Genomic DNA, 25929 nt, shown 5'->3' on the forward strand with positions numbered 1-25929 from the left:
AAAAGTTTAGCACAAAATGTTTATTTTATAAATAATAATGCCGTTCCTTTTCGAAACGGCATTTTTTTATAAGTGTTTATTTTTTAGTATAAACTAGGAAATTTAATAGGATTACTTTCGTGCATCATACTGTACACTTTTTCGAAGATATCCTCTGCAGATGGTTTTGAGAAATAATCACCATCAGTTCCATAGGCAGGTCGATGTGCTTTGGCGGTAAGTGTTTCAGGCTTACTGTCTAAGTATTTGTAACCATCTTGTATTTCTGTTATTTGTTGTAAAAGATAAGCCGAAGCACCACCTGGAACATCTTCGTCGATGATTAAAAGGCGATTGGTTTTTGCTAAACTTTTTACAATATCATGATTCAAGTCAAATGGAAGTAAAGATTGCACATCGATAACTTCACAATTGATACCTACTTCTAAAAGTTCGTTAGCGGCTTGTTGTACCAAACGCAAAGTTGAACCGTAAGATACCAAAGTGATGTCTGTTCCTTCTTTCAGTGTTTCAACTACTCCAATTGGTGTTTTGAATTCACCATAATTATTTGGGGCTACTTCTTTCAAACGGTAACCATTTAGACATTCAATCACTAAAGCTGGTTCATCACATTCTAAGAGTGCATTGTAAAATCCTGCAGCTTGTGTCATGTTTCTTGGAACCAAAACATGCATTCCTCTTACAGCATTGATAATCATTCCCATTGGAGATCCAGAATGCCAAATTCCTTCTAAACGATGACCACGAGTTCGCACAATAAGTGGCGCTTTTTGTTTCCCAACGGTGCGGTATTGCAATGTAGCTAAGTCATCACTCATAATTTGAATAGCATACAGTAAGTAATCTAAGTATTGAATTTCTGCGATAGGACGTAATCCTCTTAATGCCATACCAATCCCTTGACCTAGTATGGTAGCTTCACGAATACCTGTATCGGCAACACGTAATTCTCCATATTTTTCTTGCATTCCTTCCAATCCTTGGTTCACGTCACCAATAGCACCGGCATCTTCTCCAAATATTAAAACCTCAGGATATTTGTGAAAAAGAGCATCGAAGTTATCACGCAAAATCATTCTTCCGTCGGTATCAGCTGGCGCATTTTCGTTATACGTTGGCGCTACTTTTTGTACCGATTGGATATTGAATTTAGATTCAGAGTGAAGATTACTGCTGAATTTTGGTTGTGTTGTATTGATATAAGCTGCTATCCATTGTGCTAATTCAGCATGTCCTTTTTGATTGATTAGCAATCGCAATGATTTTCTAGCTGCAATTAAAATTTCCTTTTTTAATGGGTTTTTAATGGCTTTTAAATCAGTAACATGTTTTAAGATGAAATCTTTATTGATGCTTGAAGGTGCTAATTGTTCCAATAAGCTAATTAGCTCTTTTTGTTCATTGATTATGGGTTGTATGAAGTTATTCCAAGCTTCTTTTTTGGCTTCTAAAACTTCTTTTTTGGCTTCTGCATCAATGGTATCCAATTCTTCTGGGGAAGCGATATTGATTGCAATCATCCACAAACGCATTTGTCTTAAACAATCAAATTCTTTTTCCCAAGCCAAGCGCTCACTGTTTTTATAGCGTTCGTGAGAGCCCGAAGTAGAGTGGCCTTGAGGTTGTGTCAATTCTTGTACATGAATTAAAACGGGTACATGTTCTTCTCGGGCAATGGTTGCAGCTTTTTCATATGTTGTAATCAATTCTGCATAATCCCATCCTTTGACTCTAAAAATTTCGTAACCGTTTCCATGTTCATCTCTTTGATAACCTTTTAATATTTCAGAAATATTTTCTTTGGTGGTTTGGTGTTTGGCATGAACCGAAATACCGTATTCATCATCCCACACATTCATGACCATAGGTACTTGTAAAACTCCAGCGGCATTGATGGTTTCAAAAAATAAACCTTCGGATGTACTTGCATTTCCAATGGTTCCCCAAGCGATTTCGTTACCGTTTTTAGAGAAATTAGAACTGTTTTTTATGCCTGGTACATTTCTATAAATTTTAGAAGCTTGCGCTAATCCTAATAATCTTGGCATTTGTCCAGCTGTTGGAGAAATATCTGGGCTTGAATTTTTTTGTACGGTTAAGTTTTTCCACGAACCATCTTCATTCAAACTATGTGTAGCAAAATGTCCTCCCATTTGTCTTCCTCCTGACATTGGATCATGGGTAATATCGGTATGACCGTATAGGCCTGCAAAAAATTGTAATGGATTTAATTCACCAATTGCCATCATAAAGGTTTGATCTCTGTAATATCCAGAGCGAAAATCTCCATTTTGGAAGGCTTTGGCCATGGCCAATTGCGGGACTTCTTTTCCATCACCAAAGATGCCAAATTTGGCTTTCCCTGTAAGTACTTCTTTGCGTCCTAAAAGACTACATTCACGACTGGTAATGGCGATTTTATAATCGTTAAGGACTTCGGTTTTGAAATCTTCAAATGTTAGTGTAGTGTTGTGTTGTTCTTTTACCATGATGATGTGGATAGAAAATTTATGCAAACTTACTTAAAAACAAGCGATTTTCATAATTCGTTGCATAAAATAAAATTAAATTATTTTCAATCAAAAGCATTTATATAGGGCTTGTTATTGCAATATATCGAATGTATTTATTAAAAAAATGATTTATTGTTAGTTTTGTGTCGATATTTGAGTGGTTTTAAAACCATTTTCTTGTAAATAGATTGATTAGTTTACTTGGGTCAAATGTAATTACAAAGCGAATTTTTTGATGATAATTGGCTTGTCCTATTTCCCAACCATTGCTGGAATGTATCGGGAAAAAAAGTTCAAAATAATCCGTCAGTAAATTTAATCGAACGCCACTGTCGTAAACAAATTGTGCCTGTGTACCTCTATTTTTGACTAAACCTGCATCACCATATAGCTCAATCCAATTCCAAACATTGAAGCTAGCGTTGCAACTAGTCAACCATTGATTAGCATAAGGTGTATTGAGTTTGGATTTAAACCCACCTTCGGCTAAAATAAATTGACGGCTAAAAAATCCAGAACTCTCAGAACGACCGTAATAATTATAATCAAATAAATAATCAGTAGGACGGTCTAATGCGAAACTAAAAAAATCAGTACTCGTAGCTGTATTGTACAAAAATCGACCAGTAAAAAGCCTTAGGTTTAGTTGGCGATTACCACTAAATAATTTTCTATAATCTACTTCAACAGATGCTTTTCCAAATTCTTTGGCCAATTGTAAATCGGATGTAAAGCTTAGATGATTGGTGATTTCTGTTTTCGAATTGATATATTTTGCATTAAAAACAGAATAATTGAGTTGAGAATTATCCGAAACTATAGTACTTTTTTCTCGATCAACCACAACATGACGAATTACCACAAGTTGTTTTCGATTGTCTCTTAAATCCTGACTTCTGATCTGCATTTGAACCATAGGATTAAGCCGAAGATACGTGGCATCGGGAGCATAATGAAAGTAAGAAGCCCCAAGTGAGTAACGTATATTGTATAGCCTACTATCACGATTATTTTGATTGACTACAAAAAATCCTGAACCCGAAAATGTTTGTGCTTTAATGGAGTACATCGGACTTAAATCGAAAGTAAATGGCTTGTTAAGAATGGTTTTATTGTGAAAACGAATACCAGGAGAAAAACCATCATATATATTAAACCCAAGAACAGGACTATAAAGTACTTGATTATAATAAGGATCCTCTAAATCCTTTAAAAAAACAAACTTGATTGGGCGATTGTTTGGAAAAAAACCATCTATTTTTTTCCAATTATTTCTCAAATTAAATTCAGGTACTTCATTGTTTAAATTTAAAATTAATTTTTCAATATTGGCTCTAGGAATTGTGTATAGGGTGTCAGTATTTTGAGGGATGTCAAGCCATTGACTAAAAACAATTTCGCCCTTTTTGGTACCATAAATTGGGACAGGAACATAAACGTCTGTCTTGCTTTTGATGGAAAACCGAATACTGTCTTTGGTTTTCGTTACCGTATTGAATTTGTAATCTATCAATTTCCTAGAACCCACAATAGTTTCAAAAAACCAATCTATGTTTTTGGAACTTTTAGATTGAAGTATGTTTTTTAGATCATCACCATTGCTGAGTTTGGTTTTGCATAATTCAAAAAAAGTGGTTATGCTTGAGGGTACCACATCTTGTTTTAAGTAATCATTCAAATATCTAAAACTCAATCCAGCTCTATATTTACTTGCAATTTGTTCATTGAATTTGATCAATGAATTTTTCGGATCACTCAAGGCTTGATCCAAATTTTTTCTAGCGATAAGCATATAGTAGTAGCTAAATTGATCATTAAAATCAAGATTGGCGATGGTGTAGTTTTTAAGTAATTTTATAGTACCAATGTTGCCTAACATTTTACTTTTTGGATGAAAAGTATCGATGTAATTCATCATAGTATAAACTTGTATTCCATCAAAAATCCAATTATCCTTTCTTTGATCTAACCTTAGACTATTTTTTAAATAATTGTTTAAGAAGGTTTTTAAAAATTGCAATTCAAAAATGAACTCATTACTAAAAGGACTCAAAAATGAAGGCAATTGATTCAAACCATAAAAAGGGTTATGTTCATAGTCTGATTGGGATACAGTAATTTTATCCAAAGCATAAGTTCCAATGGTGTTTTTTGCAAAATGAGCAATTCGGTCGATAATAAGTGCTTTTTGAATAGGATCTATTCCTTTGTCTGTAAGATTAGTATAAATGTCTAGTGAATCGTTCTTGTAATTAGAAAAGCTATTTTTTGCTTCAATGAATAGACTAAAACTTATTCTATTGAAATCATTCAAATAGTAAGTAGTACTGTTACCTTCAGTGATTACCTTCTCTATTTTTAAATCTGAAGTCACCGGGTAATGTAAAGGTACTTTTAAGGTAAGTTCATAGGAACTACTAGCATTTGCAATATCTTCTAAATTGACATTGCTGTTTTGAATGAATTGATGATTGTTGTATCTAGCAGGAGAAAGGAACCAATCTTTCAAATTCATTTTTTGAGCAGAATATCCAATTCCTGTAAATCGATCATTCGGAATCTTTGAAATATAGTTAAGTTCTAAAGCAATACTTTGCTTAGGATATAAGGGTTTTTTTAGCTTCAATTCGATAAGATCAGGTTTATTATCCAGCCGATGCCAAGCCATTTCTTCTTGATTGGCTTCTTTTATAACCAAGTTAAAAGTACCTCCTCGCTCTTCTTTTTTTGACAAATGAAAACCCCTATAAAATTCATCTGAAAATCGTTTGCCTAAAGGAGTTGAAATATCTGAATAGGCATGATTCCAATCGTTTAAAATAATACTTTTTATGGTGTCATTGCTATCATTAAAATATAAAATTTCTTGTGATACATCGAGTGTTTTTTTATTCCAATTCACCACAGCAGTAAGCTTTGAATGATGCTGTCCTCTTATCGAAAGCGATAAAAAAAGGAGTGTCAAAGTTAATAAAATAGTGAAGTGGCGCATCAAAAAACGTGTCGTTTAAAAAGTGATTGTAGGATTATAAAAATACGATTTCTAAGAGTAATCGAAATAGGTTTACACAAAAAAACTGTCGTTTAGACAGCTTTTCTATTAAAAATTCGGACTTAAATCATATTTCTTGTAAAATTTATCGAGTACATCCAATACTTCATCTTCGGTATCCACTAGTTTGAATAAGTCTAAATCTTCTTCGCTAATGGTATGTTCTCTTTCCACCAATACACTTTTAATCCAATCAATCAAACCCGACCAGAAACTAGTTCCTACCAAAATAATCGGGAACTTCCCAATTTTTTTTGTCTGAATCAAAGTAATAGCTTCAAATAGTTCATCCATAGTACCAAAACCACCTGGCATAACTACAAATCCTTGAGAGTATTTTACAAACATTACTTTGCGAACGAAGAAATAGTCAAAATTCAGGTTCTTGTCGTGGTCAATATACGGATTGAAATGTTGCTCAAACGGCAATTCGATATTCAAACCAACCGAAGTTCCGCCGCCTAAATGAGCGCCCTTATTTCCAGCCTCCATAATTCCAGGCCCGCCACCCGTGATGATGCCGTAACCTGCTTTGCTAATTTTATAAGCAATTTTCTCAGCCAATAAATAGTAAGGAGTGTCAGGTTTTAGACGTGCCGAACCAAAAATTGTAACACAAGGCCCAATTCGACTCATCGTTTCGTATCCATTTACGAATTCGGACATAATTTTGAAAATCGCCCAGCTATCATTCGTACGAATTTCATTCCACGTTTTGCGTTTCAATTTGTCTTGAATCACTTTGTCCTCGTCGTTATCAAAATCTTCTAATTTCATAATTTTTAATTTTAGCTATTTTTTTATTTCCCCTCCAAAGAAGGGGAATTATACCAATTCTTTCTTTAAAAAATGACCTGTATAACTCTTTTTTACATTACTAATTTCCTCAGGTGTTCCTTTGGCTACAAGCTGTCCGCCACTTTTTCCGCCTTCTGGACCAATGTCAATGATATAATCGGCGAGTTTAATGACGTCCATATTGTGCTCGATAATCAAAACGGTGTTTCCTTTATCCACCAATCGATTAATCACATCCATCAACACCCGAATATCCTCAAAATGCAAACCTGTAGTCGGTTCATCTAAAATGTAAAAAGTATTTCCTGTATCTTTTTTAGACAATTCACCCGCTAGTTTAATACGTTGCGCCTCTCCACCAGAAAGCGTAGTGCTTTGTTGTCCCAAAGTGATATAACCCAAACCAACATCTTGTAAGGTTTTGACTTTTCTATATATTTTTGGGATGTTTTCAAAAAACGGTACTGCTTCATCAATTGTCATATCCAAAACATCCGAAATCGACTTGCCCTTGTAACGAATTTCAAGGGTTTCTCTATTAAAACGCTTCCCTTGACAGCTTTCGCATTCTACATACACATCAGGTAAAAAGTTCATTTCGATGGTTCGAACACCAGAGCCTTCGCAGGTTTCGCAACGTCCTCCTTTTACATTAAAACTAAAACGTCCCGCTTTGTATCCCCGAATCATACTTTCAGAAGTCATTGTAAACAAATTGCGAATTTCGGTGAAAACTTCGGTATAAGTTGCAGGATTGGAACGAGGTGTTCTTCCAATTGGACTTTGGTCAATATCAATTACTTTATCGATATGTTCCAAACCTTCAATCTTTTTATAAGGTTGTGGTTTTTTGACTCCGTTAAAATAATAAGCATTCAGAATAGGGTAGAGGGTCTCGTTGATTAAAGTCGATTTTCCACTCCCCGAAACACCTGTTACACAAATCATTTGTCCCAATGGAATTTCTATAGAAACATTTTTTAGATTGTTTCCAGTCGCTCCAGTTAATTTCAGAAATTTTCCATTGCCAGTTCTGCGCTTTTTGGGAATATCAAATTTCATTGTTCCATTCAAATACTGAGCAGTTATAGTATTGGATGCTAAGGTTTCTTGTGGTGTTCCAATACTGATGATTTCTCCTCCATATTTTCCTGCTTTTGGACCAATATCAATTACATAATCGGCACGTTCAATCATATCTTTGTCGTGCTCAACGACCAAAACCGAATTGCCAATATCACGCAATTGTTCAAGCGAATGAATCAATTTTTCATTATCTCTTTGGTGTAAACCAATACTAGGTTCGTCTAAAATATAGAGTACACCAACCAATTGCGAGCCAATTTGGGTAGCCAAACGAATACGCTGTGCTTCACCACCCGAAAGTGATTTTGAGCTTCGACTCAACGCCAAATAATTTAAACCAACATTCATCAAAAACGCTAATCTGTCTTTGATTTCCTTGATGACTTCTGTTGCAATTCGTTTTTGTTTGTCTGTCAAATGATTTTCAAGATCCAAAAACCAAGTGGTCAAATCTGAAATGTCCATAGTACACAATTCAGAAATATTCTTTTCATTTACTCTAAAATAATTGGCTTCTTTTTTAAGTCGAGAGCCCTCGCAAACAGGACAAGGAATTTCATCCATAAATTCTTTAGCCCAACGCTTAATAGTTGTAGAACCACTTTCGTCGTGTTGGTTTTTGATGAAATGTGAAATCCCTTCAAAATCAATTTTATATTCTCTCGTTACACCCAAATCTTTCGATTGAACAGCAAATTTTTCTTTACCACCGTTCAAAATCATTTCCATAGCTTCGGCTGGAATTTTTTCGATGGGGTCCGTGATTTTGAAATTAAATTTTTCTCCAATAGTTTCAAGCTGCTTAAAAATCCAAGACGACTTGTATTCTCCAAGCGGAGCAAAACCACCCGCTTTGATGGATAACTTTGGATTGGGAATGATTTTTTTGGTGTTAATTTCATTGATGGTTCCTAACCCGTTGCAGTGTTCGCAAGCTCCTTTTGGGGAGTTGAAAGAAAACAAATTAGGCTCAGGATTTTGATAGGATATTCCAGTAGTTGGACACATCAAATTGCGGCTAAAAAAGCGAACCTCATTCGTGTCCTGATCCAAAATCATCAACACATTTTCGCCATGATGCATTGCGGTATTGATACTTTCGGATAATCTTTTTTGCGTTTCCTCAGAAGTGTCTACAGCAATTCTATCCACTACAATTTCAATATCGTGTGTTTTGTAGCGATCAAGTTTCATTCCGGATGTAATGTCTACTATTTCGCCATTTACTCTTACTTTTAGAAAACCTTGTTTGGTGATTTGTTGAAAAAGTTCTGCATAATGCCCTTTTCTGGATCGAATAATTGGAGCTAAAATGTTGATTCTTTTTCCATTAAAATCCTTAATAATCAACTCTTTTATTTGCTCATCAGAGTAGGAAACCATTTTTTCTCCAGTGTTATAACTGTAAGCATCGGCGGCACGAGCATATAACAAACGCAAGAAATCATATATTTCAGTAATAGTTCCAACAGTTGAACGCGGACTTTTGCTTGTGGTTTTTTGTTCAATAGCAATTACAGGAGAAAGTCCATCGATTTTATCAACATCAGGACGTTCTAATCCTCCCAAAAATTGTCGGGCATAAGCTGAAAATGTTTCTACATAGCGGCGTTGTCCTTCGGCATAAATAGTATCGAAGGCCAAGGATGATTTTCCTGAACCCGAAAGTCCTGTTATGACAACGAGTTTTTCTCTAGGAATAGCAATGTCGATGTTTTTTAGGTTGTGAACACGAGCTCCTTGAACTTCAATGGTAGTATTTGTATCTAGCATAATTTTGCAAATTCCGAATAGGTCGGAAGCAAAGTTACTATTTTGATTTATTCTTTTAGTAGAACACTATCGAAGATTGTGTTAAAAAAGGGATACATAAAAAACGCTAACTTTTTGGGTTAGCGCTTTCTTTTTCTGGTGCTTATATAGGCTTCGATGGCTTCTTTGGTGGTATACCAATTTCGCCCTTCTTTGTAGGCGTCTATTTTTCCCGTTCGAGCTAATAAACTAACATATTCTTGTCCGTAAGGGCTACTTGGTTCACTAACAATAGTAGCTATTGTCTGAAAGTCGTTGTTACTATCAGGCATAGCATTAAGGTAAATATTCAAACTTCGTTCCAATGCTTGACTCATCAAGAGTATAAGTTTTTGATAGTTGCCATTGTTAGCCTGATTGAGAGCTTCATAGTATTTTTTTCTATCGTTCTTGAGAATAATTGCTGGTGGAAAACCACATCGCATCAATAACAAATTCATACTCAAACGAACTGTTCTTCCATTGCCATCAAAAAAAGGATGAATCCAAACTAATTTGTGATGAAAGATGGTTGCCAACTCAATATCGTTGAGATGTAAAGGGTTGGTGTTAATAAAATCAATCAATTCATCCAGTAAATCTGAAACTTTGTTTGCATTAGGTGGAACAAAATTAGCCCCAGAAATGCGAACCCCTCCATTACGTAATCTGCCTGCGAAATCATCTTCTATAGATCGTAAAACAAGACCGTGTAATGATAATATATCAATACTTCGTAAGACATAATCATCATTGATTATCGAAAAAAGGTAATCAATGGCTTTGTAGTGATTGTGTGCTTCGAAATGTTCTCTTAAAGAAATCCCTTTTATAGTGATGCCTTCTTGCAAAACCATTTGGGTTTCTCTTAATGTTAAGGTGTTTCCTTCTATACTATTGGAATTGTAGGTCCATTCTATTGATAGACTTTCTTTGATTTTATTCAAAGCGATGGTAGGCAAGGGTCTGCTGTTTTGCAAATCTTGTTTTTTTTGGTACAATCGTTCAAAAGTTGATTGAAATTCTTCCCTATATCCTAAGTTTATATCCCACATAATCCCACAAAAATACAATTAATATCGGATATAAAAAAAATTAGTACTATCCGATAATAAAAAAAAAACACTAACCGAAGTTAGTGTTTTTGATTCATTGTCTTTTAAATGGGCTTATTCTGATACAAACTCAGCATAGGTTTTCAAAACAAACGGTATGTTTTGTTCTTTTGCTTGTTTTAAATAAGTAGCTTCATTTTTAGCTTTAACGGTTTTGAATTCTTTCATTTCGCTATCAAAGCGTTGCATAATGGCCTCCTTATTTTCTAATTGTGATGGAGACGGTGCTGTAAAGTTTCCAGCAACAGCCGCGTATAATTCTCCAAGTTTCTCTCTCAATTGAGGTTCTGCCGAAGCTACGTAGCCATCACCAGTAGTAACTACCATTTTTGCTTTTACATTCTCAAAATCAGTTTTGATTTTATTACCATTTTTAGCAAAGCCTTTATTTTTTGCAATTAATTGATCTAATAATTTTACCGTTTCGTCAATCTCATATACTGCATAGGCTAGTTCTTCATTTTTGTTGAACAACTCTCGTGTAGTCTCTTTTTGTTTGGCTCTATCCGATGCTGAAATACTACTTTTTGGATCGTTCAATACTTTAAAGGTATGAGTATAAGTATCTTTTCCTTTAGTCATTACTACTTTGTAAGTACCTTCTTGTACACGAGGAGAAGTGAATCCTGCAAATGACACTGTTTTTCCAGCAGCAATTTTTGGGTTTTTCATATTGTAGTCCCAAGTTACAACATTGATCCCTTTTTGTTTGCCTGCTGGTAACGATATAATTTTATTGCCTTGTTCGTCTTGTATTTCAAGATCCATTTTACCTAATGTATGTCTTTTTTTCAAGTAATAGATGATTTGAGCACTTGATGATGGATTACTACCTACAAATTCCAATTCGGTAGCTGTAGTTCCAAAACTGGATTGCTCTTCGATAACAGCTGGTTTCAAATCAAAGAAATGAACATCTTTAGAAAGAACGTCTTGATTGATTTGACGTAAAGGGGAAATATCATCTAAGATAATAATTCCACGACCATGGGTTGCCATAACCAAGGAATTGGTTTTAGTACTTAATTCCATATAGTGTACGGCAACAGAAGGCATTTTATTAGTGAAATGAGACCAGTTCGCGCCACCATCTATAGTAATGTATAAACCTTTTTCGGTACCTAAGAACAATAAGTTTTCATTGGTGAAATCTTCTTGAATGTTACGAACAAAACCATCAACATCAGGAGTAATGATAGATTTCCATGTTTTTCCAAAATCTGTCGTTTTGTAGGCATAAGGTGTATAGTCATTTTTGGCATGACCTTCAAAAACAGCATAGGCTGTTCCTTCTCCAAAAGTACTCGCTTCAATGTGATAACACCAAGTGTTTTTTGGTAAACCGCTAATATTGGCCACCACATTAGTCCATGTCTTACCACCATCTTTGGTAACTTGTACATTACCGTCGTCAGTACCTGCCCAAATTACTTTTTCATTTAATGGAGACTCGGCAATTGTAAAAATAGTACAGTGTTTCTCTGCACCAGAATTGTCCACAGACAATCCTCCTGATTTTTCGGTGTTGTATTTTAATGCATCATTCGTCGTTAAATCTGGTGAGATTTTGGTCCATGTACGACCCATATCTTCTGATTTATGTACGAACTGACTTCCCATATAGAAACGATCAGGTTGTTTTTTACTGATCTCCATAGGAGCATTCCAGTTGAAACGCAATTTTGGGTCTCCTTTTACCGCCAATGGCTGAATCGTAATTAATTCTTGGGTATCGGTATTATAACGCCAAACGTTTTCAGCACCTTGCATTTCGCTATAAATAATATTTTTGGTTGGATGTTTAATTACTCTAAAGCCATCCCCTTGACCAATTCTTGTCCAATCTCTAGATTCTATTCCACCAGGACTTTTAGAAGGGCCATACCAAGAACCATTATCTTGCAATCCTCCATACACATTAAATGGCTCTTTGTCGTCGATACTTACGTGGTAAAACTGAGAAACAGGCATGTTGCTAACCATTTCCATAGTATTGGCACCATCCCAACTTCTATAAACACCACCATCGGTTCCACAATACATTCTATTGCTATCATTAATATCAAAAACGATATCATGGATGTCAGAATGCATGTTTCCTAGGTTTTTGAAGGTTTTTCCGCCATCTCTACTAATGGATCCACTTAAACCACCTTTTACTACAATTTCAGGGTTTTTTGGATCAACAGTAATTCTTGAAAAATAGAAAGGTCTTACCACTAAACCAAAATCACTATTGAGGTGTTTCCAATTGGCACCTGCATCATCAGAGCGATACAAACCATTCAATTCTGCTTTTTCTGTTTCAAGCACTGAATATAAAATGTTTGAGTTCGAAGGTGCTACAGCAATGGCTATTCTACCCAATTGACCAGCAGGAAAACCAGTGTGGATTTTGTTCCAAGTTTTTCCTCCATCGGTTGTTTTATACAAAGCTGATTTGGTACCACCTGAGCTGAACGACCAGCCAGTTCTTCTGAATTCCCAGAAAGAAGCATACATTATGGCGCTATTATTTGGGTCAATAATCAAATCAGAACAGCCTGTTTTGTTATCTACAAAAAGGACTTTATTCCAAGTAGTTCCTCCATCTGTTGTTTTATAAATACCTCTTTCTTCACTATCACCCCACAACGCTCCAAGAACACCAACCCAAACAATATCGCTATTTTTAGGATCAACTATTATAGAACTAATTCGGTCAGATTTAGGTAACCCCATATTTTTCCAGTTCTGACCTCCATCTGTCGATTTGTAGATGCCATCTCCCATGGAAACACTATTTCTAGTCCAAGTTTCTCCTGTACCTACCCAAATATTTTGGTCTGGTTTCGAAGGATCAATTGCTACACAGCCAATAGATTGAATATGTTCATCAAAAATGGGATTAAAAGAGGCTCCACCATTATTACTTTTCCATACTCCACCTCCAGCGGTTCCTGCAAAGACGATTTTATTATTAGTAGGATGCACTTCGAGATCGGTAATTCTACCGCTCATTAAAGCAGGTCCAATATGCCTGGCTTGTATGTCACCAAAAAGTTCTTTGCCTTTTAGTACAATTTTTTCTTGTGCAAACATATTAGTTGCTGATAGTAGCCCTAAACAAGCAACCCCTATAATTGTTTTTTTCATATAAAAATGTGTGTTAAAAAAAGTCCTTATTTTTCAATAAGGACTTTGGTTTGATTATATTAATGTTATTGCGCTGGGAAAACGTAAACTTTTGGGTCTACAGTTGGGTTTAAAGTGATTTTTTTAACTTTCATCACTTGGCCACCTTGATTCATAGAAAAAGGAAAATAAATTCCATCCACTTCTTGGTAATCACTCATGGTTGAAGTAGATTTTTGGCCTTTTGAAGGCCCTTGCTTAATTTCAGTTTCTGCTGCGATGGGTAAATTATTTTCAGTTTCGAAAAAATAGTAAGTAACATCATCCGATTTTACACCATCCACCATGATTGGTTTTTTGGTAAATTTTATTTTGAAGCATTCTGTACCTTCTTTTGTTTCTTTACCCATAAATTCTGCACTATATCCCTTGGATTTATAATCTAAAAATGGATCTGGAAAATCTGCATTACTCAATTTAGCATTAGCAGTAGACTCTGCATCCAATTTTTCAGCTTTCATAGTCATAAAGTTGGTGCTCCACATTGTTTCACCATCTGAGGCCATTTGGGTTATTTCTTTTCCTTGGAAGTTAAGCTTTACAGCCATTTTTCCTCCTTTTTCTTGGAAAATTTCAACCGGAATTTCCATTCCTTGTGCATTGGCTACCATTTCCATCTTCACACTTTTCAGCGCATTTAGTTTTTCTGCTCCACCAATAGTGGTGATGTATTTTGAAATAATTTCATCTGCAGTTTGTGCTATTAGCGAGGAACTACTTGCTAGAAGAAACAATGCTAAAGTTGTCAATTTTAATGTTTTCATAATTTTTGAATTTAGTTATTTGATTTTAATCGGGTTAGTAGGCGTTTTGCCTCTTTTGTTACAGTAAAAAAACTTTTAAAATACACATTAATCAATTGTCATAGCTTTAAGTTTGGTGCGATAAGCTTCTAAAGCCACTGATTTCGAGATAAAGCCATAATATTTTCCGAATTGTACAACAGGAAGAAAAGCTTTTTTGGTTTGTTCAAATTTATTCATTACGATTTCCATACGATCTGTTGGAGCCACCAAGGCAGCTGGTTCGACCATAATTTCTTTGACCAAAGTATATTTTACGCGATAGGTATTGAATATGATTTCTCTAATGTCATTAAAATGAACCACACCTAATAATTCTTTTTCTTCATTTACTACGGGAAAAATAACTTGATCCGAATGGGAAATTAAATCCACTAAGTGTTCTAAGTTTTCGTTTGGAGAAATTGTGAGATAACTAGTGTCAATGATAGTACTAGTTTCTAAAGTTGATAAGACATTAGCATCTTTATTACCGGTAAAAGCGTGTCCTTTTTTGGCCAAATTTTTCACATCCATCGAATGTTTTTCAAAGCGTTTTGAAATGGCATAACTAGTAGAAGCAACAATCATCAACGGTATCATCAGTCCATAACCTCCTGTAATTTCAGCAATCAAGAAAATGGCTGTAAGCGGAGCGTGAAATAATCCACTCAATATACCTGCCATTCCAACGATGGTGAAATTACTCACGGGTAATTTGGCAATACCAATAAGGTTGAGTAAGGATGAAAAGAAAAAACCAATATAGGAGCCTAAAAATAGAGAGGGAGCAAAATTACCTCCATTTCCTCCGCAACTTAAGGTGAATCCTGTAGCAAAAACTTTGAGCATCATACTGGCACCAATGAATAAAAGTAACATCCAATTATTATTGCGAAAGCCTTTGAAAAGGGTGTTTTCAAGTAATTGTCCAGGGTCATTTTGAGACAAAATACGAATGCTTTCATACCCTTCTCCAAAAAGTGTAGGGAATACAAAAATCAACAAAGCCAAAATACTTGAGCCCAATAAAGCCTTTTTATAAATAGAAAGTTTTGAAACATGAAAATACCGTTCTATTTTTTGAAAATATCTGGAATAATACACAGAAATAAATCCTGTAAAAATTCCTAAAAAAACATAGTAGATAATATTGAAATGATGAAAATGTTCTTGCTGCTTGAAGGTCAGTAAGATACTTTCATCCAGTGCAACAACAGATACCATTGCACCTGTGGCAGCGGCAATCATAATAGGTGTAAATGCAGAAATACTTACATCAACCAACAAAACTTCTACCGCAAATAATACACCGGCTATAGGAGCATTAAAAGCTGCCGCAATTCCTGCTGCAACGCCACAGCCAATAAGCAAAGTCCTGTCTTTATAACTTAAATTGTATTTTTGTGCGTAATTGGAACCAAAAGCTGCTCCGGTAATTACAATGGGACTTTCCAAACCAGCCGACCCCCCCAAACCAACGGTTAAGGAACTAGTCACAATTTGAGCATACATTTGTTTTTTAGGAATAATCCCCGCTTTTTTAGCTACTGCAAACAAAATTTGAGACGTCCCTTTTTCAATTGAGCCACCCAATAGTTTATCTACAACAAAAACCGTAAGTAAAATCCCTATGATTGGAAGAATACTGTTGATGTAATTGAGTTTTAGTATATCATTGACATAGGTAGCAAAAGTAAAAACAGAATGCGCAAACGATTTTAGGACAATAACTGCCAAACCTACTGAAATTCCTACCAATACACTCGATAAAAAAATGAATTGTTTACTAGTAAATTTACTTTGACTCCATACAATTAGTGCTTCGAAGCGATTGACCACGCTAGTAATAATAGTGCTGAAATTCATAGTTGTTGTTTTTCAATAATACGTAAGGCTTCTTTTGTACTTAAGGGTTTTAAATGGGTACTTACAACATAGTTTTGAACGGCTATCGGATTGATTTTACTGTATTCTCTTAATGCCCAACCGATTGCTTTCTGGATAAAAAACGCATTACTTTCTTTAAAGTGTTCACAAACAGCTTCTAAGATAGTAAAATTGGTATTCTTTTTATAGTCTAATTGAAATAAAAGTGTACTTCTGTTCAACCAAATATTTGGAGCATTAGAAAATTTCTCAATCACCTTATTCGTTTGTTCAGGGAATTGAACCAAATAGCGTCCCAATAAATATTTGCTAATCGTATCGACAGTATCCCACCAAGAGTAGGTGAGTAGTAGTTGTTCTATCCAATGAATGTCATCTTTTTGTAATTTTTTGCTGCAATTCTGAATTAAAAGTTCTATTGCACAATAATGAAATTCCCTTTGTGGTTTTTCATAAATCTGAAGTGCAAGCGTGCGAGCATTTGCTTTTATTTCAACTGAATAAGTTATGCTAACCGATTTTAAAATTGCTCTTCGTTGTGGCATTGGAATACCAAAAAACGGAAAGTTGTTTTTCATATACGCTTGCATAGCCCTACTTTGTGCTGTATTGGCCTGCGCTATAAATTCTTTTTCTAAGGCTGTAATGAAATCCATAATTAAAAGCCAACCGCCGTATCGTCACCTCTAAAATCAGCTCCTCCTTCTAGTTTTTTATTTGGTAAAACCAAAATTGCATCGACTTTGCCAATAACAGGAGTCGTTTTTTCATTGATGATATAGCCTTTAGTTTTTAGTTTTTCAAAAGTTGCAGTGTCGAATGTTTTTGGTTCAAACGTAATTAAATCTGGTAACCACTGATGATGAAAACGAGGCGCATTTACAGCCTGTTGCATACTCATTTGGTATTCGTAAACATTGAGAATCGTTTGTAAAACCGAAGTAATAATCGTTGACCCACCCGGCGAACCCACTACCATAAATAATTGACCGTTTTTTTCAACGATAGTTGGAGTCATAGAACTTAGCATTCGCTTTCCCGGAGCAATACTGTTGGCTTCGTTTCCAATTAAACCAAACATATTTGGTGTTCCTGGCTTGGCGCTAAAATCATCCATTTCGTTATTGAGAAAAAAACCTAAAGCATCGCAATAGTATTTGGAACCATACCCATCATTTAAGGTTGTAGTAGCTGCCACCGCATTTCCAGCGGCATCTACTATAGAATAATGAGTGGTTTCTGTACTTTCGTTATAGTTCACTTTTCCTTCTTTAATTTCAGAGGACAAGGTGGCTTTTTCGAAACTAAAAGTACTCATACGTTGCTGTAAATAGTCATCAGCTAGTAATGCTTTAATTGGAATTTTAACAAAATCGGGGTCGCCAAGATAATGACTTCTGTCGGCATAAGCCCTGCGTTCCGCTTCTACAATTACTTGTATAGCTTCTGTTGAATTATGCCCCATTTTAGATACATCAAAGGGAGCAATCATCTTAAAAATTTCAGCCAAACAAATACCACCGCTACTTGGTGGAGGCATAGAGGTGATTTTTAAATCCTTGTATTGAAACGATAGGGGAGTACGCCATTTGGCCTCGTATTGACGTAAATCTTTCATCGTGATGATGCCTCCTTTTTGTTGTAAATACTGCACTAACGTTTTTGCCGTTTGTCCTTTGTAAAATTCATCGCGACCATTTTTTGCGATTCGCTTTAGTGTTGCGGCTAGAGCGGGATATTTTATGGTGTCTTTTTCTTTAAAAGGTTGTGCAAACAAGGTGTTTTTTCCATTTGCTTTTATAATTTCTTCACGATAATCGTTTAATCGGAGTTCTTGCTTGCGCGTAACTATAACGCCTTTTTCTGCCAAAGCAATTACAGGTTTTAGTATTTCCGACATAGGCAAACTTCCTAGCTTTTTATGAACGGCAAAAACACCAGCGATTGTTCCGGGTACACCAATGGCTAAAGGTGATTCGGTACTTTTTCCTTTGATGACGTTACCTTCTTTATCCAAAAACATCGTTTTATGAGCTGCCAATGGCGCTTTTTCTCTATAATCCAAAGAACCAATTTCGCCATTCGCTTTGCGATACACCATAAATCCACCGCCGCCTAAATTTCCCGCATAGGGATAAGCAACTGCCAAAGCCAATTCGGTAGCCACCATAGCATCAAAAGCATTGCCTCCTTTTTGCATAATTTCGACGCCTATCTTGGAAGCTTCTTCTCGTGCAGACACCACCATAGCTTTGTTAGCGATTAGACCGGTTTGCGCCAGTACATTTTCACTCAAAAAACTACAGAAAATAGAAAGAAATAGAAGTTGGAAAATTTTCATAGTTGTTGCATTTTTATTATCACTTGTTCTTGTATGTCTTGGAAAAAGATAGTAAACTCTTCTTCAAATTCTGGATAAAATTCAACCAATTCATTCGAGGAAAACCTCATTTTGGATGCGTTTTTGGTTCTATTATCCATTTGTGTCAAAATCCGACCAATCCCTTCTACTGTTTGATAACTCAATAACCAATTGTGCTTGATCAAGTAAGGCATTATTCCTTTAGTTCTTTCGGATAAAATATCGTAATTGTCCCTTAACGATTGATAAAAAGTTTCGGTAAAATCCTCTAGATTTTTATCAGAATAAGTACTCCAATTTTTAGCTAAAAAATGGTCGTAAAACAAATCAACAATGACTCCAGCATAGTGATGGTATTGGGTGTGCAGTCTTTGCGTACTTTTTCTAAAAACAGGATGTGCGTCGGTGTAAGTATCAATGAAGCGATGCAAACGAATGCCTTTTTGTATGGACAAAGGGAAGTGCTCGTACTGTTTTCCACGAATGCCATCGGCCATAAAATTGCCTATTTTGAGTAATTCATCATCACCCGATAGAAAAATGTGCGCGAGAAAGTTCATTGTTTTGCTTTGACTATTTTCAAAGATACAAACTTTAAAAAGCTTCACAATAAAAGCAATCATTTCTTCAGGGAAAAATATCCACCACGAATTCACTAATGAATCACGAATTAAAATGTGTTTTAATGACACTGTCTTGTCCTGAAATAGGTTTACATAAAAATGTAAATTTATGATCAATCGTACAAGAATAAAAACTACAAATCGCTATTCAAATTATTCAGAGGAATTCAAGCATAAGGTTTGCGAAGAATACATGAATGGAACTAAAACGAAGGAAGAGATAAAATCTCAATTTGGAATAAAATCAAGTACAAGTATTATATTATATTGGCTTCGTAAATTTGGGTATATTGAATCCAAAACTTCCTCGATTTCAGAATTTCAATTTATGGCAAAACGACAACAATCGACTTCAAAAGATGTTGAAAAAGAGAATGAAGATTTAAAACTCCAGCTTCAAATGTACAAGCGTATGATTGAGATAGCTGAGAAAGAGTTTAAAATTTCTATTATAAAAAAGTCCGATTCCAAGTAATTCAAGAAATGAAAGACAGAAATTCCGGAGTTAGCCTAGGGAAATTTTGTCAATTACTTGGTGTCACTAGGCAATCTTATTATCAGCATTTTTGGCAACAAGAGCTAGTTTGTTTTGAAGAAGAGTTGGTTGTGCAACGGGTTTTGGAAATTAGAAAAAACCATCGTCACATCGGTACACGAAAACTCTATGAGTTACTTCAGCCCTTTTTTATAGAACATCAAATAAAAATGGGAAGGGATGCTTTATTTGATTTATTGAGCGCCAATTTTTTGTTAGTAAGAAGAAAAAAAAGAAAAATTTCAACAACAAATTCTTATCACAGATTCAAAAAATATCCAAATTTGATCCGAAATTTTATTCCAAGTTCACCGAATCAATTATGGGTTAGCGACATAACATATTGGAAAACAGAAAACGGATTCCTCTATATAAGCTTTATAACCGATGCTTATTCAAGAAAGATTGTTGGTTATCATGTCTCTCAGACTATGGAAGCTGTTGAAACCATAGAAGCGTTGAAAATGGCAATCTCTGGCCTGAACAAGGGGCCAGATTGCCATTTTCAACTCACGCATCATTCAGATAGAGGAGTGCAGTATTGCAGCGATTTATATATTAAACTTCTAAAAGGAAATGACATACAAATAAGCATGACCGAAAATGGTGATCCATTAGAAAATGCTATTGCAGAGCGAATAAATGGGATTATTAAGGAAGAATATCTAAATGACTATTCGGTTGATAGCATTAAACAGGCTAAAGAATTATTGGAAACTGTAGTAAGATTATACAATCAGGAACGGCCACATCAAAGTGTAGGTTATTTAACGCCTGAAAAAGTTCATTATAACAACATAAAAACAGAAAAACTATGGAAGAACTATTATCAAAAAAACACTATCATTGTAAACTAATTCTAGTATTAAAAAATAAAGTAAACCTATTCTAGGAATTAATTAAAAACTGTAAACTTTTTTTAGGACGATACACACGTATTACTTATGTTGCTAGAATTCGTGACATTCAATTTTAGTTTCGATGACAATTAGTGTCAATTGGTGTAATTGCTTCGCCTATTCGCTATCGCTCGGGTCGTGGCTAACTTTTTTTAAATACGAAAGCCTCACAATAAAAGCCTCATTTTCCTTAACTAAAAACTTTTCGTTGGAAAGACTATTAGCCCATCCAACTTTTTTATATTTGTAGCTATAACCAAATTGAAATAAAATGACATTAATCAAATCAATATCAGGTATTCGAGGAACGATTGGAGGAAAAGTTGGGGACAATTTAACTCCTGTAGATGCAGTAAAATTTGCTTCGGCCTACGGAACTTGGTTAAAAAAACATAGCAATAAAGAAAAAAACACCGTTGTAATTGGTAGAGATGCTCGTATTTCTGGACCTATGATTCATAATTTAGTGGTGAATACATTATTAGGTTTAGGTATTGATGTAATCGACTTAGGATTGTCGACAACTCCTACTGTTGAAGTCGCAGTTCCAATGGAAAAAGCTGATGGTGGAATCATTTTAACCGCGTCTCATAATCCAAAACAATGGAATGCTTTGAAGCTTCTCAATGAAAAGGGTGAGTTTTTAAGTGGTGCCGATGGCGAGAAAATATTAGCCATTGCTGAAGCGGAAGCTTTTGATTTTTCAGACGTGGATAGTTTGGGCGAAATTACCATCAATGACGCTTATATGGATATTCATATCGATGAAGTATTGAATTTGCCATTAGTCGATATTGAAGCAGTAAAAGCAGCCAACTTCAAAGTGGTGGTTGATGGAGTAAATTCATCTGGCGGAATCATCATCCCAAAATTGTTAGAGCAAATGGGGGTTGAAGTAGTAAAATTGTACTGCGAACCCAATGGCCATTTTCCTCACAACCCTGAGCCTCTGAAAGAACATCTAACGGATATTTCAGCTTTAGTAGTCGAAGAAAAAGCGCATTTCGGAATCGTCGTAGACCCAGATGTTGATCGTTTGGCTTTCATTTCTGAGGATGGCGAAATGTTTGGCGAAGAGTATACTTTGGTAGCTTGTGCAGATTATGTTTTGAGCAAAACTCCGGGTAATACGGTTTCGAATATGTCTTCATCTAGAGCGTTGCGCGATGTAACGGTTGCGCACGGGGGCAGCTACGAAGCGAGTGCAGTAGGCGAGGTGAATGTAGTGGAGTTGATGAAAAAAAATAACGCTATTATCGGTGGTGAGGGCAATGGTGGAATCATCTATCCTGAATTGCATTACGGGCGCGATAGCTTGGTGGGTGTGGCTTTGTTTTTGACGCATTTGGCCAATAAAAAAATGAAAGTATCTGCCTTGCGTGCTTCGTATCCTGAATATTATATGAGTAAAAACAAAATCGAATTGACACCTCAAATTGATGTGGATGCGATTTTGGTGGCAATGACCGATAAGTATCAATCAGAAAACATCACGACCATTGACGGAGTGAAAATTGATTTTGCCGAGAATTGGGTACACCTAAGAAAATCAAATACAGAACCGATTATCCGTATTTACACCGAGGCCGCGACACAACAATTGGCAGACGATTTAGCGTTGCGAATCATTGAAGAAATCAAAGCAGTCGCTGGAATCTAAAAACAAGAGTTTAGTTTTTAGGACCAATACATTAGGCTAATCAGGAAACAGGAATCCCGCTATCCGCTATATCTTTGTTTTTTGAAAATAAAAAACAAAGGATGCCGCTCCTATCGGGGGTAAAAGAGTCACAACTGGCTTTTTTGGTTTCATTTTTTAGCTTCATAAATCAAAAAAAAACCTTTTCAGTACATTGGAAAGGTTTTTTTATGAGAACCATAAGACAATCGTCATTAAAAACCCTTTGCACAAATTTGCTAGGTCTTTTAAAACAGCAAATTTTCTTAATTTACTTCTGGATTTGTGTAATTTATAAAGCAACAAAATTTCGTGTAAATTTGTGTAATTCGTGTTTAACTTTTTTTTTAATTATTTAAGAGTGTTTACATTGAATAAAACCAAAATCAATCTTACGTTTTCAATCAAATACAATATATTTGCAATCAAATGAAAGATATAATGACAAATAGCACAAAAGAGACGGCTTTAGAACAGTATTTTCAACAATTCCGCAAAAACATCATCGGGATTGATCAAGAATTTGAATCACCATTTGGACGAAAAAAAATCATCTACACCGATTGGACCGCAAGCGGAAGATTGTATCGCCCCATTGAAGAGAAATTGATGAATGCTTTCGGACCTTTTGTGGCTAATACGCATACGGAAACTACCGTTTCTGGAACGGCTATGACCAAAGCCTATCACCACGCTAGAAATATCATTAAGCAACACGTTAATGCCAATCATAATGATGTTTTAATAACAGACGGTACAGGAATGACAGGCGTTGTGAATAAGTTTCAACGTATCTTAGGGATTAAAGTTCCTGAAAACTTAAAAGATTTTATTGCCATTCCAATCGAGAAAAAACCAGTAGTTTTTATTTCTCATATGGAGCACCATTCCAATCAAACCTCTTGGTTAGAAACCATCGCCGATGTTGAAGTAATTCCTTCCACCGAAGAAGGTCTTTTTTCATTAGAAAATCTAAAAATTTTACTTGAAAAATACAAAGGGCGAACTTTAAAGATTGCTTCCATTACTTCTTGTTCTAATGTTACAGGTATTCGCACGCCTTATCATGAAGTGGCCAAAATAATGCATCAACATAATGGCGTTTGCTTTGTGGATTTTGCTTGTTCAGGACCTTACGTATCCATTGATATGCATCCCGAGGATGAGGAGACGTATTTGGATGCTATTTTCTTTTCACCGCATAAATTTTTAGGCGGGCCTGGTACTTCGGGAGTATTGGTTTTTAATAATAAATTGTACAACAATATGGTGCCGGATTGCCCAGGAGGAGGCACCGTTTCCTGGACGAATCCTTGGGGGGAGCACAAATACATCGATAATATTGAAGATAGAGAAGATGGAGGAACGCCTGGCTTCTTGCAAGTGATTAAAACCGCTTTGGCTATTCAGTTGAAAGACGAAATGGGAATTGACAATATTTTGAAACGCGAACACGAAATTGTGGAGTATGTATTTGATTCACTACAGAATGTTTCAAATATCAAAATCTTAGCTGGACAACATCAAGAAAGATTAGGAGTAATTTCATTTTTTATAGACGATTTGCATTTTAACCTAGGCGTAAAACTGCTCAATGATCGTTTCGGAATTCAAACAAGAGGAGGCTGTAGTTGCGCTGGAACTTACGGGCATTTTTTACTACACGTAGATCAAGAAACGTCTCACAAGTTGGTTAACGAAATAAGCTTAGGCGATTTAATCCGTAAACCGGGGTGGATTAGAATGTCTATTCATCCCACTACAACTTCAGCTGAAATAGAATATGTTTGCAATGCTATTCGATCTTTAGCCGAGAATCATAAAGAATGGGCCAAGGAATATCAGTATAATGCGGAAACCAATGAATTCATTCACCAGCAAGCAACTTCATTCGAAAATAAATTAGTGGAAGACTGGTTTACAAAGTAGACATCAAATTTTCCATAAAAAAAAACTCATTACAGTTCGTGATGAGTTTTTTTTTTTTTTTTGATTAACGTTTGTGTTTCCATCTTTTATGTGTCCACAAATAATATTCTGGAGCATCAAGGATCTGTTTTTCGACTAATTTTAAAAAATGTTCTGTAATTTCAAAATCGGGTATGCTTCTGGGATCTTCGGTAATAGCCACAAATGTAGCTTCATAATAGCCTCTTTTAATTTTTTGAACATCAACAAAAAGCACATTCAAATCATATCGTTTGGCCAACATTTCGGCTCCTGTATGGACAGGAACTTCAACCCCCATAAATGGATGCCAATGAAAAGCTCTGTTGAGTTTTGGGGATTGATCGCTAACCAAACCATACATGAATAATTGATCTAACTTTTCATTATCGCGCATTAATGGAATGGTTTGAGTAGTTTCTACCAATTCAGCATTAAATCTAGATCGGATGTTTCTAACTAATTGATCAAAGTGTTTATTAGCAATTTTTTTGTAAACTCCCACACCATGAAATTTCGTTTGATTGTTTAAGGTCATTAACCATTCCCAACTACCATAATGCGAGGTAAGCAATACCACGCTTTTACCTTTGTTTTCAAATTCTTTTACCAATTCGATATTAGTAATTTTAAATCGTTTGTCCATTTCCTTGTGTGAAATGGTTAAGGTTTTTACCATTTCTAAAAACATGTCGCATAAATGATGGTAGAATTTCTTTTCCACCACAAGTCGTTCATGTGAATTTAAATGCGGAAGGGCTAAGGCCATATTGGCACGTACTGTTTTTTTGCGGTAGCCTACAATTCGGTAAACAATGATGTAAATAAGATCGGAGAACCAATAAAAAACGCGAAAAGGAAGGATAGAAATAATCCAAAGTATAGGAAAAACAAGTATATAAACTAGAAATTGCATGCTAGATTTTTTATGCAAATATAACCCAAATATGCAAACAATATAATGTTAGTGCAACTAGGGTTTAAAAATGTAAGATTACTATCTTTACACAATAACTATAAATAGTTGGATATGAATATGATTTTGCTAGCCCTTATTTTGGCTAATGTTGTGTTGAGTTACAAAGGTTGGAATGACCTTTATTTCTTCAGAAAATATGAATTTCATGTAGGAAGTATTCGTTCTGGGGAACAAATTAGAATGTTAACTTCTGGTTTTCTCCATGTTGATATGCCACACTTACTATTTAACATGCTAACGCTTTATTTTTTTGGCCCCGTTGTGATTGGCTTTTTAGGTACTTTTTCGTTTGTTTTGGTGTATTTTGGTAGTTTAGTTTTTGGTAGTTTACTAACTATGTCATTTCACAAGAATGACTATAGTTATAGAGCCGTTGGTGCTTCAGGTGCTGTTACTGGAGTCTTATATTCTGCTATTTTATTACAACCTGATATGATGTTGGGCTTGTTTTTTGTAATTCCGATTCCAGCCTACCTTTTTGGGATTTTGTACTTGTTGTATTCTATTTATGGAATGAAGGCTCAAAACGACAATATTGGTCATACAGCTCATTTTGGAGGGGCTGTAGGGGGTTTTGTAATTACCTTAGTTAAAGAACCTCAATTATTGGTTGAACATACGCTAATGGTAATTCTATTGGTAATTCCAATTGTTTTTTTATTTATATTGGAAAAAAAAGATAAATAGTTGAGTGGTAACGCT

17 protein-coding genes are annotated in these 25929 nt (G+C 35.3%); 5 read left to right on the forward strand and 12 right to left on the reverse strand.

Annotated features, from left to right (window positions below):
* Positions 1 to 83: 83 nt before the first annotated feature.
* The 11 genes from ACSVH5_RS04375 to ACSVH5_RS04425 all read right to left on the reverse strand — a co-directional run bounded on the left by ACSVH5_RS04375 (position 84) and on the right by ACSVH5_RS04425 (position 19126).
* A complete protein-coding gene (locus tag ACSVH5_RS04375; RefSeq protein ID WP_438060243.1) occupies positions 84 to 2492 on the reverse strand; it encodes an alpha-ketoacid dehydrogenase subunit alpha/beta in 2409 nt (802 codons plus the stop codon).
* A 187-nt stretch (positions 2493 to 2679) separates the two neighbouring features.
* Positions 2680 to 5508: an aminopeptidase gene (locus ACSVH5_RS04380; RefSeq protein ID WP_438060244.1), complete on the reverse strand. Its 2829-nt coding sequence runs from the start codon at positions 5506 to 5508 to the stop codon at positions 2680 to 2682.
* Between the two features lie 108 nt (positions 5509 to 5616).
* Entirely contained in the window at positions 5617 to 6345 is a 729-nt protein-coding gene (locus ACSVH5_RS04385; RefSeq protein ID WP_438060245.1) for a TIGR00730 family Rossman fold protein, read from the reverse strand.
* A gap of 48 nt (positions 6346 to 6393) precedes the next feature.
* A complete protein-coding gene (uvrA, locus tag ACSVH5_RS04390; protein ID WP_438060246.1) occupies positions 6394 to 9225 on the reverse strand; it encodes an excinuclease ABC subunit UvrA in 2832 nt (943 codons plus the stop codon).
* Between the two features lie 119 nt (positions 9226 to 9344).
* The gene (locus ACSVH5_RS04395) at positions 9345 to 10298 is read right to left on the reverse strand and encodes a Fic family protein (RefSeq protein WP_438060247.1); all 954 of its coding nucleotides are present in this window, start codon (positions 10296 to 10298) and stop codon (positions 9345 to 9347) included.
* Positions 10299 to 10412: 114 nt separating this feature from the next.
* On the reverse strand, positions 10413 to 13493 hold the full coding sequence (locus tag ACSVH5_RS04400; protein ID WP_438060248.1) for a WD40/YVTN/BNR-like repeat-containing protein: 3081 nt from the start codon (positions 13491 to 13493) through the stop codon (positions 10413 to 10415).
* 65 nt (positions 13494 to 13558) lie between these two features.
* Entirely contained in the window at positions 13559 to 14296 is a 738-nt protein-coding gene (locus tag ACSVH5_RS04405) for an outer membrane lipoprotein-sorting protein (RefSeq protein WP_438060249.1), read from the reverse strand.
* A gap of 87 nt (positions 14297 to 14383) precedes the next feature.
* Entirely contained in the window at positions 14384 to 16183 is a 1800-nt protein-coding gene (locus ACSVH5_RS04410; RefSeq protein ID WP_438060250.1) for a chloride channel protein, read from the reverse strand.
* A complete protein-coding gene (locus ACSVH5_RS04415) occupies positions 16180 to 16860 on the reverse strand; it encodes a DNA alkylation repair protein (RefSeq protein ID WP_438060251.1) in 681 nt (226 codons plus the stop codon). Before ACSVH5_RS04415 ends, ACSVH5_RS04410 begins: the two co-directional genes overlap by 4 nt.
* 2 nt (positions 16861 to 16862) lie before the next feature.
* Positions 16863 to 18545 carry a gamma-glutamyltransferase gene (ggt, locus tag ACSVH5_RS04420; protein WP_438060252.1) on the reverse strand — a complete coding sequence of 561 codons (1683 nt, stop codon included), beginning with the start codon at positions 18543 to 18545 and terminating at the stop codon, positions 16863 to 16865.
* Positions 18542 to 19126 carry an ACP phosphodiesterase gene (locus ACSVH5_RS04425; protein ID WP_438060253.1) on the reverse strand — a complete coding sequence of 195 codons (585 nt, stop codon included), beginning with the start codon at positions 19124 to 19126 and terminating at the stop codon, positions 18542 to 18544. Before ACSVH5_RS04425 ends, ggt begins: the two co-directional genes overlap by 4 nt.
* A gap of 172 nt (positions 19127 to 19298) precedes the next feature.
* Here ACSVH5_RS04425 and ACSVH5_RS04430 point away from each other — a divergent pair, with 172 nt between their 5' ends.
* From ACSVH5_RS04430 to ACSVH5_RS04445, 4 genes are all read left to right on the forward strand, one after another.
* Entirely contained in the window at positions 19299 to 19664 is a 366-nt protein-coding gene (locus ACSVH5_RS04430) for a hypothetical protein (protein ID WP_438060254.1), read from the forward strand.
* A gap of 8 nt (positions 19665 to 19672) precedes the next feature.
* Positions 19673 to 20581, forward strand: a complete 909-nt coding sequence (locus ACSVH5_RS04435; RefSeq protein WP_438060255.1) for an IS3 family transposase — start codon at positions 19673 to 19675, stop codon at positions 20579 to 20581.
* A 313-nt stretch (positions 20582 to 20894) separates the two neighbouring features.
* On the forward strand, positions 20895 to 22283 hold the full coding sequence (glmM, locus tag ACSVH5_RS04440; RefSeq protein ID WP_438060256.1) for a phosphoglucosamine mutase: 1389 nt from the start codon (positions 20895 to 20897) through the stop codon (positions 22281 to 22283).
* Between the two features lie 459 nt (positions 22284 to 22742).
* The gene (locus tag ACSVH5_RS04445) at positions 22743 to 24230 is read left to right on the forward strand and encodes an aminotransferase class V-fold PLP-dependent enzyme (protein WP_438060257.1); all 1488 of its coding nucleotides are present in this window, start codon (positions 22743 to 22745) and stop codon (positions 24228 to 24230) included.
* 64 nt (positions 24231 to 24294) lie between these two features.
* Here the strand turns inward: ACSVH5_RS04445 and ACSVH5_RS04450 are convergent, their stop codons facing one another.
* On the reverse strand, positions 24295 to 25164 hold the full coding sequence (locus ACSVH5_RS04450; protein WP_438060258.1) for a lysophospholipid acyltransferase family protein: 870 nt from the start codon (positions 25162 to 25164) through the stop codon (positions 24295 to 24297).
* Between the two features lie 114 nt (positions 25165 to 25278).
* Here ACSVH5_RS04450 and ACSVH5_RS04455 point away from each other — a divergent pair, with 114 nt between their 5' ends.
* Complete coding sequence (locus tag ACSVH5_RS04455) at positions 25279 to 25914, forward strand: rhomboid family intramembrane serine protease (RefSeq protein WP_438060259.1); 636 nt, start codon at positions 25279 to 25281, stop codon at positions 25912 to 25914.
* The last annotated feature ends 15 nt before the right edge of the window (positions 25915 to 25929 follow it).

Origin of the sequence: Flavobacterium sp. RSSA_27, assembly GCF_051547125.1 — a bacterium.
Taxonomy (GTDB): domain Bacteria; phylum Bacteroidota; class Bacteroidia; order Flavobacteriales; family Flavobacteriaceae; genus Flavobacterium.

Excerpts from the sequence above, each read along its gene's own strand:
- ACSVH5_RS04425 (WP_438060253.1), bottom strand. The coding sequence starts at position 19,126 with ATGAACTTTCTCGCGCACATTTTTCTATCGGGTGATGATGAATTACTC.
- ACSVH5_RS04445 (WP_438060257.1), top strand. The coding sequence starts at position 22,743 with ATGACAAATAGCACAAAAGAGACGGCTTTAGAACAGTATTTTCAACAA.
- ACSVH5_RS04380 (WP_438060244.1), bottom strand. The coding sequence starts at position 5,508 with ATGCGCCACTTCACTATTTTATTAACTTTGACACTCCTTTTTTTATCG.
- ACSVH5_RS04455 (WP_438060259.1), top strand. The coding sequence starts at position 25,279 with ATGAATATGATTTTGCTAGCCCTTATTTTGGCTAATGTTGTGTTGAGT.
- ACSVH5_RS04410 (WP_438060250.1), bottom strand. The coding sequence starts at position 16,183 with ATGAATTTCAGCACTATTATTACTAGCGTGGTCAATCGCTTCGAAGCA.
- ACSVH5_RS04375 (WP_438060243.1), bottom strand. The coding sequence starts at position 2,492 with ATGGTAAAAGAACAACACAACACTACACTAACATTTGAAGATTTCAAA.
- ACSVH5_RS04400 (WP_438060248.1), bottom strand. The coding sequence starts at position 13,493 with ATGAAAAAAACAATTATAGGGGTTGCTTGTTTAGGGCTACTATCAGCA.
- ACSVH5_RS04395 (WP_438060247.1), bottom strand. The coding sequence starts at position 10,298 with ATGTGGGATATAAACTTAGGATATAGGGAAGAATTTCAATCAACTTTT.
- ACSVH5_RS04430 (WP_438060254.1), top strand. The coding sequence starts at position 19,299 with ATGATCAATCGTACAAGAATAAAAACTACAAATCGCTATTCAAATTAT.
- uvrA (WP_438060246.1), bottom strand. The coding sequence starts at position 9,225 with ATGCTAGATACAAATACTACCATTGAAGTTCAAGGAGCTCGTGTTCAC.
- ACSVH5_RS04385 (WP_438060245.1), bottom strand. The coding sequence starts at position 6,345 with ATGAAATTAGAAGATTTTGATAACGACGAGGACAAAGTGATTCAAGAC.
- ACSVH5_RS04450 (WP_438060258.1), bottom strand. The coding sequence starts at position 25,164 with ATGCAATTTCTAGTTTATATACTTGTTTTTCCTATACTTTGGATTATT.
- ACSVH5_RS04435 (WP_438060255.1), top strand. The coding sequence starts at position 19,673 with ATGAAAGACAGAAATTCCGGAGTTAGCCTAGGGAAATTTTGTCAATTA.
- ACSVH5_RS04415 (WP_438060251.1), bottom strand. The coding sequence starts at position 16,860 with ATGGATTTCATTACAGCCTTAGAAAAAGAATTTATAGCGCAGGCCAAT.
- glmM (WP_438060256.1), top strand. The coding sequence starts at position 20,895 with ATGACATTAATCAAATCAATATCAGGTATTCGAGGAACGATTGGAGGA.
- ggt (WP_438060252.1), bottom strand. The coding sequence starts at position 18,545 with ATGAAAATTTTCCAACTTCTATTTCTTTCTATTTTCTGTAGTTTTTTG.
- ACSVH5_RS04405 (WP_438060249.1), bottom strand. The coding sequence starts at position 14,296 with ATGAAAACATTAAAATTGACAACTTTAGCATTGTTTCTTCTAGCAAGT.